Source organism: Herpetosiphon llansteffanensis (assembly GCF_003205875.1).
GTDB lineage: Bacteria > Chloroflexota > Chloroflexia > Chloroflexales > Herpetosiphonaceae > Herpetosiphon > Herpetosiphon llansteffanensis.
Genome location: NZ_PUBZ01000043.1, coordinates 1 through 694, shown reverse-complemented (window position 1 = coordinate 694; position 694 = coordinate 1). Strand labels below are relative to the sequence as shown.

The window sequence follows — 694 nt, the reverse complement described above, 5'->3', positions numbered from 1 at the left end:
GTGCATGGCAGCGCTGATCTGCGGTATGATGTCCATTGGATGCTCCTTGGCTATCGTGTTTGGTTGCACAGCCATGATGCCATGGAGCGTCCGTTAATATTAAGCTTGATGCGCATGGGGACAATTTGCGTTTCCCCCTATATGTTCGGAACCCGTTAAGGCTAAGTTTGCCCACCATATGAGCATGATTCTTGATAGGCTGCATCAGTATGGCATGTGTCTTGATATGAAGGCGCTCACGCATATTCATTGTTGCCGTACAAGCATGTCATACTGAATGGGACATACTTTGTCTATGATGAAGGAGATCATACTTTAAATTTGTAGGTTTCTGTTCAAATGCTCCCACGAGTCCGTCTTTGCGTATAATACATTTGACCTTGTTACATGCCAGCGTAGCCCTTGTACGCATCAATATTTGCCAATTATGATGTAAGGAGACGACGATGGATACAATTGAAATTACCTTCGAGCCAATTTCAATGGACGTTCTTAATTCTGCTAACAAGAAAGCAGGAGTTAGCCTGTCTAACCTGTCTTCTATGATAGATAATAAACATTTTAACGATGAGGCAGAGACTATCGATGATTTAGTGTTATCATCTCTGCCCAATGATATAAAACAGTATCTTGTATCTATTCAGCATAAGGTATTCTCTTGGATAGAGGAGGATATGTATCTTATACACATCTC

The 694-nt window shown here is 41.5% G+C and carries 1 protein-coding gene; it reads left to right on the top strand.

Annotation, left to right across the window (positions count from 1 at the left end; translation table 11 throughout):
- Positions 1-446 precede the first annotated feature (446 nt).
- Positions 447-694 (top strand): hypothetical protein (locus C5S61_RS02520; protein WP_164689185.1); only part of this gene is annotated, 248 nt, incomplete at its 3' end.